Annotated in this window: 8 protein-coding genes; 5 read left to right on the forward strand and 3 right to left on the reverse strand. The window is 67.8% G+C overall.

Features of this window, described 5'->3' with window-relative positions:
- The first annotated feature begins 45 nt into the window (after positions 1–45).
- Complete coding sequence (gene trpD / locus ABZW16_RS42175) at positions 46–1,107, forward strand: anthranilate phosphoribosyltransferase (protein WP_354961782.1); 1,062 nt, start codon at positions 46–48, stop codon at positions 1,105–1,107.
- A gap of 141 nt (positions 1,108–1,248) precedes the next feature.
- Positions 1,249–1,539, forward strand: a complete 291-nt coding sequence (locus ABZW16_RS42180; protein ID WP_354961775.1) for a hypothetical protein — start codon at positions 1,249–1,251, stop codon at positions 1,537–1,539.
- An 89-nt stretch (positions 1,540–1,628) separates the two neighbouring features.
- Here ABZW16_RS42180 and ABZW16_RS42185 read toward each other — a convergent pair whose 3' ends face one another.
- The 3 genes from ABZW16_RS42185 to ABZW16_RS42195 form a co-directional block, all read right to left on the reverse strand.
- Entirely contained in the window at positions 1,629–1,904 is a 276-nt protein-coding gene (locus ABZW16_RS42185; protein ID WP_354961776.1) for an Lrp/AsnC ligand binding domain-containing protein, read from the reverse strand.
- A gap of 5 nt (positions 1,905–1,909) precedes the next feature.
- The gene (locus tag ABZW16_RS42190; protein ID WP_354961777.1) at positions 1,910–3,676 is read right to left on the reverse strand and encodes a DEDD exonuclease domain-containing protein; all 1,767 of its coding nucleotides are present in this window, start codon (positions 3,674–3,676) and stop codon (positions 1,910–1,912) included.
- A 329-nt stretch (positions 3,677–4,005) separates the two neighbouring features.
- A complete protein-coding gene (locus tag ABZW16_RS42195; protein WP_354961778.1) occupies positions 4,006–4,128 on the reverse strand; it encodes a hypothetical protein in 123 nt (40 codons plus the stop codon).
- 151 nt (positions 4,129–4,279) lie between these two features.
- On the opposite strand from ABZW16_RS42195, the gene ABZW16_RS42200 reads away from it, so the two are divergent.
- The 3 genes from ABZW16_RS42200 (at position 4,280) to ABZW16_RS42210 (ending at position 7,129) form a co-directional block, all read left to right on the forward strand.
- Positions 4,280–4,855: a C40 family peptidase gene (locus ABZW16_RS42200; RefSeq protein ID WP_354961779.1), complete on the forward strand. Its 576-nt coding sequence runs from the start codon at positions 4,280–4,282 to the stop codon at positions 4,853–4,855.
- Between the two features lie 243 nt (positions 4,856–5,098).
- Positions 5,099–6,124: an NlpC/P60 family protein gene (locus ABZW16_RS42205; RefSeq protein WP_354961780.1), complete on the forward strand. Its 1,026-nt coding sequence runs from the start codon at positions 5,099–5,101 to the stop codon at positions 6,122–6,124.
- A 6-nt stretch (positions 6,125–6,130) separates the two neighbouring features.
- Positions 6,131–7,129 (forward strand): hypothetical protein, encoded by a 999-nt coding sequence (locus ABZW16_RS42210; RefSeq protein WP_354961781.1) that lies wholly within the window; start codon positions 6,131–6,133, stop codon positions 7,127–7,129.
- Positions 7,130–7,433 lie beyond the last annotated feature (304 nt).

The following is a 7,433-nucleotide window of genomic DNA, read 5'->3' on the forward strand; positions in this document are numbered from 1 at the left end:
GCCCGGCACGGTCATGCCGGAGCCGAGCGCTGGCGAGGCGCAGGCATGAGCGCGCGCAGCTGGCCCCAGGTGCTCGGGACCATTGCCGAAGGTGGCGATCTGGCGGCGGACGATACGGCATGGGTGATCAATGAGATCTTCACCGACAATGCCACGCAGGCTCAGATCGCCGCATTCGGTGTCGCGATGAAGATCAAGGGCCCGACTCCCGCGGAACTGTCCGGAATGGCCGCTGGCATGCTCGGCCACGCCCGTCTGGTCCATGTCGACGGTGATGCGGTGGACATCGTCGGGACCGGGGGCGACCGGTCCGGTTCGGTGAACATCTCGACCATGTCCTCGATCGTGGTGGCCTCGACCGGGGTTCCGGTGGTCAAGCACGGCAACCGCGCGGCCTCCTCGAAGAGCGGCGGCGCCGATGTGCTCGAGGCGTTGGGCGTGAAGCTGGCGCTCGGACCCGAGTCCGTGGCTCGCTGCGTGCGCGAGGTCGGCATCGGCTTCTGTTTCGCGCCGCTGTTCCACCCCGCGCTGCGCTTCGCCGGTCCCGCCCGCAAGGAGATCGGCATCCCCACCGTTTTCAATGTGCTCGGCCCGCTCACCAACCCCGCGCAACCACGGGCCGGGCTGGTCGGCTGCGCGTTTCCCGATCTGCTTCCGGTGATCGCCGGGGTCTTCGCCGAACGCGGCGCCAGTGCCATCGTGGTGCGCGGTAACGACGGCCTCGACGAGATCACCACCTCCGATACCACCGACGCATGGGTGGTATCGGGTGGAAAACTGCGGGAGACGACCATCGACCCGACCCGCATCGGCATCGCCCGGGTGGATCTGGACGCGCTGCGCGGCGGCGACGCCGAGGTCAATGCGGGCGTCGCGCGCAGCGTATTCGCGGGTACCGCGGGCCCGGTGCGCGATGCGGTACTGCTCAACTCCGCCGCCGCCATCGTCGCCTACGAGCTGTCGCGCGGCATCGGCGATCCCGACGCCGATGTGCACGACGTACTGGCGGCGGGCATCGAACGCGCCGCCGAGGCCATCGACGCGGGCAAATCCGCCGCCCTCCTCGACCGCTGGGCCAAACTCACCAATACCCTCGCCGACAACTGACCTGCGCCGCGCCCGACGAATATCGTGCGCCGCAGGTCAGCACCGCCCGGCCGAAGCGATTACAGTGACGACGGCATCCGGCGTTGCCCCGTGCTCGACGTCGGGCCTACACCGCCGGTCTCTAGCGGCTAGGAGACAGACATGAAGCGGGGCGTTTACGCGGCACTAGGCGTGCTGGCGATCGCGGCGGCGGTTGCCACCGGACCCGTTGCACACGCGGCGCAGGGCAGCCTTGTCGTCAACGGCACCGTGTACCACGCGCCGTCCGGGTGTGTGCAGATCGGCGGCAGCGCCGCCCCGTTGGCCATCGAGAACCACACGGACGCCGCCGTCACCGTTTACCTCTTGGTCGGATGCAAGGGCGAAGCGAGCGCCGTGCTCCTCTCCGGCGCTTCCGGGACCTTCTCCGGCTCCTCCATCCTGGTCCCCTGAGCCCCGCGCCTGCTCGTGCGGGGACTCCTCGGATCCGTACCCTGCGACCAGCCCATGAGAAGTGCGGTCCCCGACCTCGGCCGCTGCGCTCATTCGCCCAGTGAGAAGCCCGCTTCGATGTCGGCGCTGGAGTAGGACTTGAAGGCGATGTGGGTGGTGGTCCGCGCGACGCCGGGGGTTTTGTCGATGCGGCCGGTCACCACCTCGGCGATCTGCTCGTGGTCGCGCACCCGCACGATCGCGATCAGGTCGATATCGCCCGCGCACGAATAGACCTCGGTAACGCCCTCGGTGTCGGCGACCGCCTGCGCGGTCTCGGGAATGCGGGCGTTCTCGGCCTGGATCATCACGATCGCGGTAATCATGGCTGTCAGCCTAGGCGGTCGCCGCGCAGGTACTCCGCGAGTTCGGCGTCCTGCTCCGGGAGTCGGGCGCGAGCCGCATCGGCGAGCTCCGCCCACCCCGCCCAGCGCGCGGCCCCGCGGATCGGTTCGCCGTATCCGTCACTGGTCCGCACGATCCGGACGCCCGGCCGCCCCAGCCACCGCGTGACCAGTCCGACCTCCTCCGGCGACGCGCCGCGCAGCGGCGGCGCAAGCTCCGGCAGCACGGTCTCCGCCGCCGCGACAATGCGTTCGATCACCGGCATCGGCGGCACACCCCGCACCGAGGTCCCCGCCCCCGCCAGCCGCCCGTACCGGATCACCGCGTACTCCCAGCCGCCCGCACCGTCCGGATGCGCCACGATCAATTCGGCGATCCGCGCTACCGCGGACAGTCGTTGCGTGCGCTGCAGGGCGCGAACTACCGCGACGGTCCGGTCGCGCAATCGGGCGGCGGCCTCGAAATATTCGGCGTGCGAGTGGGTTTCGATGCGGTCGAACATGGCGCGCAGCGGCGCATCCGCATGCCCGGCGAACAGCGCCCGAACGACCGCCGCAGCGGGTTCGTATTCCTCTCTATATATAGGGCTGCCATCGACGGCCGCCGGACACCCGCCGACCACGGCGGGCGGGCACTCGTGGCGACCGTCGCGTGGCAGTCGCGTCGTGCAGGTGCGCAGGCCGCTGTGCTCGGCGATGGTGAGTGCGACATCGTTGGCATCGGTCCGAGAAGGGAAGGGGCCCAGCGCATCCGCGGTCGGTGTGCGCGCGATCGCGAATCTGGGGAACGGTTCCTCGGTCAGCGTGATCCACCAACCGCGTTTGGGAAATTTCGAGCGCCGGTTATAGGGCGGGGTATGCGCGACGATGAGTCGCAGTTCGCGCACCCCGGCCTCCAGGCCGTGCGCGCACACCACGTGGTCGACTCGAATGGCAAGCGACACCATCTCTTTCATCCGGCCCCTGGTTTCGGATCCGGTGAAGTAGTTGCGCACCCGGCGACGCAGATTCACCGCTGTCCCTATATATAGGACTTCATCCGAGGGCCCGCGGAAGAGATATACGCCGGGACTCGACGGCAGATCATTGGCGAGGACCCGTTTGGCACGTTGGCGCGGCGTGACATTCGGCAGATAGTCGAGCAGTTCGGTCAGGCTGTGCACGCCCAGATTGCCGACCCGGCCGATGAGGGCGTGCAGCACGTCCACGGTGGCCCGCGCATCGTCGAGGGCACGGTGGTTCGGCTGCGTGGTCGCACCCAGCAGCGGCGCGAGCGCGCCGAGCCGGACCGAGGGTGCCTCGTCGCGAGCGAGCACGCGTCGCGCCAGCTTCACCGTGCACACCACAGGTCCGCTCGGCCATGGCGTATCCATGCGAGCCGCGGCGGCGCGCAGGAATGCCATATCGAAGCGAGCGTTATGCGCGACGAGCACCGCACCCTTGGCGAACTCGAGAAAACCCGGCAGCACCGCCTCGATCCGGGGCGCCTCGTAGACCATCGCGGTGGTGATCCCGGTGATCTGGACGATCGCGGGTGGGATGGCGCGCCCCGGATTCACCAGCGTCGCGAACTCCCCGAGCACCTCGCCGCCGCGCACCTTCACCGCGCCGATCTCGGTGATGGCATCGCCGTCCGGGCTGGTGCCCGTGGTTTCCAGGTCGACGACCACGAAGGTGGTGTCGTAGAGCGGCGTCTCGAGCTCGTCGAAGGCCAGCTGCCGTGCGGTGGCCTGGCGCGGCGTCGGATCTGGCACGGCGTGCAGCGTAGGGCCTCGGTACGACAGGAACGCCCGGGAACGCCACCTCGGATTTCGCGACGGAAATACCGAATTGCGCGACGAGGATTTCGCTCCGATTCCCACAAAATGATCTAGAACACCAAAAAGTGATGCAGGTCACATCAATTTAAAAATTGCATCAATCGGCCGGACACGCCCGGAGGTCTGGAGTCGACCCCTCGGCGCGCTGCCACCGAGGCGCCGGCAAAGACCGATCGGTTCGACCCACCCGATCGATAGCAGTTCGATATACCATTCTGACCTGGGCAAATCTTGAGAAACACCGCGTCTGGGACGCGCTGCCGTCACTTGGCCCCACGCTCGGCGGCAACGACGACGCCCTCGGATAATTGCCGGTCGTTATTGTTTCGTGATTGCTGTGACATATCTCGCACATAATCCTCGGCAAATTTGTTGAGCATCGCCATTTCGGATCTCTTCGACTTTACAAACCACCGTGATGCGTTCGTAACCTTTTCGAGACCTCACGGAGTCCGGCGCACCACCCGACGGTGTCCGAACAGAAGTCCGCTGCACCACCGGGTGCGGCGTCGTGGGGCAGATTGGGAGAACCGCACCATGGCGACCAACACCGTCAAGCGACATGCACAGCGTGCCGTCGCGGCCGGAGCCGTCGGAGCTGCCACGCTCGGCGCCCTCCTGCTGCCCGCCGCGCCCGCATCGGCCCAGCCGGTCACCATCCCCGGCGTCGGCACGTTCGACATTCCGAACGAGATCCCGATCCCGCAGGGTATCCCCGGCATCGAGGTGCCCGGCGCCCCGGCGCCGCTGCCCTTCCTGGCTCCCAAGAAGTCCCTCGGCGATGTCGCCCTCGACGCCGCGATGAGTAAGCTCGGCGCCCCGTACGTCTACGGCGCCGCGGGCCCGAACGCCTTCGACTGCTCCGGCCTGGTCAAGTGGTCCTACGAGCAGGCCGGCCTGGAGCTGCCGCGCACCAGCGGTGAGCAACTCGCCGCTGGCACCCCGGTCTCCCTCGCCGATCTGCAGCCCGGCGACCTGGTGTCGTTCTACGGCGGCAGCCACTCCGGCCTGTACGCCGGGGACGGCAATATCGTCCACGCCTCCACCTCCGGCACCCCGGTGAAGCTCGCGCCGATCTCTTCGATGCCGGTCGCGGGTGCTCGCCGCTTCTAGAGCGACCCTTCCGATCTCCGCGCCCGGCCGTCCCGACGGCCGGGCGTCCGGATGGCATAGGTGATCGTTTTGTGGCCTACTGGACACGGACCTACGCCATTCCGTAACCTAATCGAGACCTTCCCGGGTTGCGGCGTCCGCGGAAAACGTTGCCGCAGCTCACGGAGGCGAGAAGTCGCTTCACGAGAGAAACGGGCCTGGCGCGCTGTGACACATCACCGGAGACATCGCACGAAACGTCTGGTGGGAGGGACATTAGCGGCGGGAGTCCTGGCCGCGGCACTCTACAGCGGCAGTCCGGCCGGGGCCGATCCGGCCGCCCTGCCGACCACGGCCAGCGAGGCCGTGCAGCGCATGATCGACCTGTCGCGCGAATCCGAACAGCTCAATCAGCAGGCGCTCGGTGCACAGGCCGATCTCGACACCAAACTCGCCGCCCTGCACGAGGCCGACGCCAAACTCGCCGATGCCACGCAGACCGCCGATGCGGCGCGCGACGAAGTCCGCAAGTTCCAGCCGATCATCGATCGCACCGTGATCGCCGCCTATCAGGGCGCACGCACCAACCGGCTCTCCGCCGTCCTGCTCAGCGATTCACCGCAGCGGCTGCTCGACCAGATGTCGACCATCGACGTGATCTCGGCGAAGAACTCCGAGCAGCTCAATCTCTATAAGCGGGCCACCGCCGCCGCGACCGAAGCGGAGAAGTCCGCGCGCACCGCCGCCGACACCGCCCGCGCCGCCTCCGATAAGGCCGATCAGGTGCGCGCCGATCTCGAGCGCAAGCGTTCGGTCCTGTCGGGGTCCATCGCGCAGGTGGTCGAGGCCTGGGGTCAGTTGTCCACCAAGGACAAATCGGCATTGGCCGGATCGCCCTTCCCGCCCGGATTCGATACCGACACCCTGCTGCACGGCCTGGTTCCCGGCAGTGGCACCAGCGCGTTGGCCGCCGGACTCACCCGCATCGGCGACCCGTACGTCTGGGGCGCGACCGGACCGCACCAGTTCGACTGCTCCGGACTCGTGCAGTGGGCCTTCAAACAGGTCGGCAAGGATGTGCCGCGGACCAGTTCCCAGCAGGCCTCCTACGGCACCCCGGTGGACAAGAACGATCTGCAACCCGGCGATGTCGTGTTCTTCTACTCCGATATCTCCCATGTCGGCATCTACGCGGGCAATGGACTCATGCTGCACGCGTCGACGTTCGGCGTTCCGGTCGCCGTCGCACCCCTGGGGTCGACGCCTTATCACTCGGCTCGGCGATACTGATCGGCTATGAGTAGCTTGCGGCGCGCCCGCACGTGGTTGTTCGTGCGGCGACGCTTCCAATTCGTGGCCACGGTCGCGATGGTGATCGTGCTGACCGGCACCTGTGGCGCATTGCTGGTGGTGCCGAATTGGGTACTGCCGAAATTGCATGCGGCCCAGCCGACTTCGATCGGCAGTGTGCGCGCCGCGGCCGATGACGATGCGCGCCTGACCGCGGTCCGCCGGACTCTCGAACCGTTCGGACAGCTCGTCACCGAACAGGTGCCGACCGGGAACGACCAGGAGTCACTGGTCGTCGGTCATCCCGCGCAACGGGCCGAAATCGATATCCTCGCTGGCGAACTCGCCACCGCGACCACGGCCGTCACCGACGTCTGGGGTGCGGGCTGGGCCCAGTCCGCGCTGGTGGTGGTCGCATCGAATCCGTCGGAGTTCGCCGCGCTGGTGCGTTCGACCAATATGCCCGCCGATGTCGCCGCGGCCTCGGTCGCCGACCCGTTCGTGCCGGGCACCCAGCCGACCGGGCAGCGCGTCGTCTTCAGCGCCGACGCCGGACGCCGCCTCGACCGCGACGGCATGCGCACGCTGCTTCGTCACGAACTCACCCATATCGCGGCCCGCGCCCAGACCGTCGACGGCGCACCGCAGTGGATGCTCGAGGGCTTCGCCGAATTCGTGGCCCACCTCGGCACCGGACATCGCTTCGCCGATATCGCGCCGACGGTGGCCACCCGGGTCCGCGCCGGGGATATCCCACGCGATCTCCCGGCCGACGTCGATTTCGCCGGAACCGGCGCCGTCGCGGCCTATGAGCAGGGCTGGTCGGTCTGCGCATTCATCGCCGACAAGTTCGACCGGTCACGCCTGGTCGAGCTCTACCGCCGCATCGCCGCAGGCAAACAGGACCCGGCCAGCGAGGACCGCATCATGCGCGATGTCCTCGGCACCAGCCGCACCGATCTGGTCGCCGACTGGCGAAACTGGTTGTCGGCACACGTCGCTTGAATCGGACCGCTGCCGCACCCCGACCCCCACGGAGCGAGTCTTACGAGCGACCGTTCGCGGCCCGTCTCGCGTCCGCGCAATAGAAGGGCATGCACCGCAAGCACAAGCCTCAGCAGTTGAACGGATATACACCCGGTGCCAAACCTTCCCGCACGAGCCGACCACCGCGGAGCGAGTCTTACGAGCGACCGTTCGCGGCCCGTCTCACATCCGCGCAATAGAAGGGCATGCACCGCAAGCACAAGCCTCAGCAGTTGAACGGATATACACCCGGTGCCAAACCTTCCCGCACGAGCCGACCACC

The sequence above is a fragment of the Nocardia sp. NPDC004604 genome, assembly GCF_040609795.1.
Taxonomy (GTDB): Bacteria; Actinomycetota; Actinomycetes; order Mycobacteriales; family Mycobacteriaceae; genus Nocardia.

What these genes read in the sequence shown, in the direction of transcription:
- ABZW16_RS42210 (WP_354961781.1), top strand. Translation starts at nt 6,131, where the DNA reads ATGAGTAGCTTGCGGCGCGCCCGCACGTGGTTGTTCGTGCGGCGACGC.
- ABZW16_RS42195 (WP_354961778.1), bottom strand. Translation starts at nt 4,128, where the DNA reads ATGGCGATGCTCAACAAATTTGCCGAGGATTATGTGCGAGATATGTCA.
- ABZW16_RS42185 (WP_354961776.1), bottom strand. Translation starts at nt 1,904, where the DNA reads ATGATTACCGCGATCGTGATGATCCAGGCCGAGAACGCCCGCATTCCC.
- trpD (WP_354961782.1), top strand. Translation starts at nt 46, where the DNA reads ATGAGCGCGCGCAGCTGGCCCCAGGTGCTCGGGACCATTGCCGAAGGT.
- ABZW16_RS42180 (WP_354961775.1), top strand. Translation starts at nt 1,249, where the DNA reads ATGAAGCGGGGCGTTTACGCGGCACTAGGCGTGCTGGCGATCGCGGCG.
- ABZW16_RS42200 (WP_354961779.1), top strand. Translation starts at nt 4,280, where the DNA reads ATGGCGACCAACACCGTCAAGCGACATGCACAGCGTGCCGTCGCGGCC.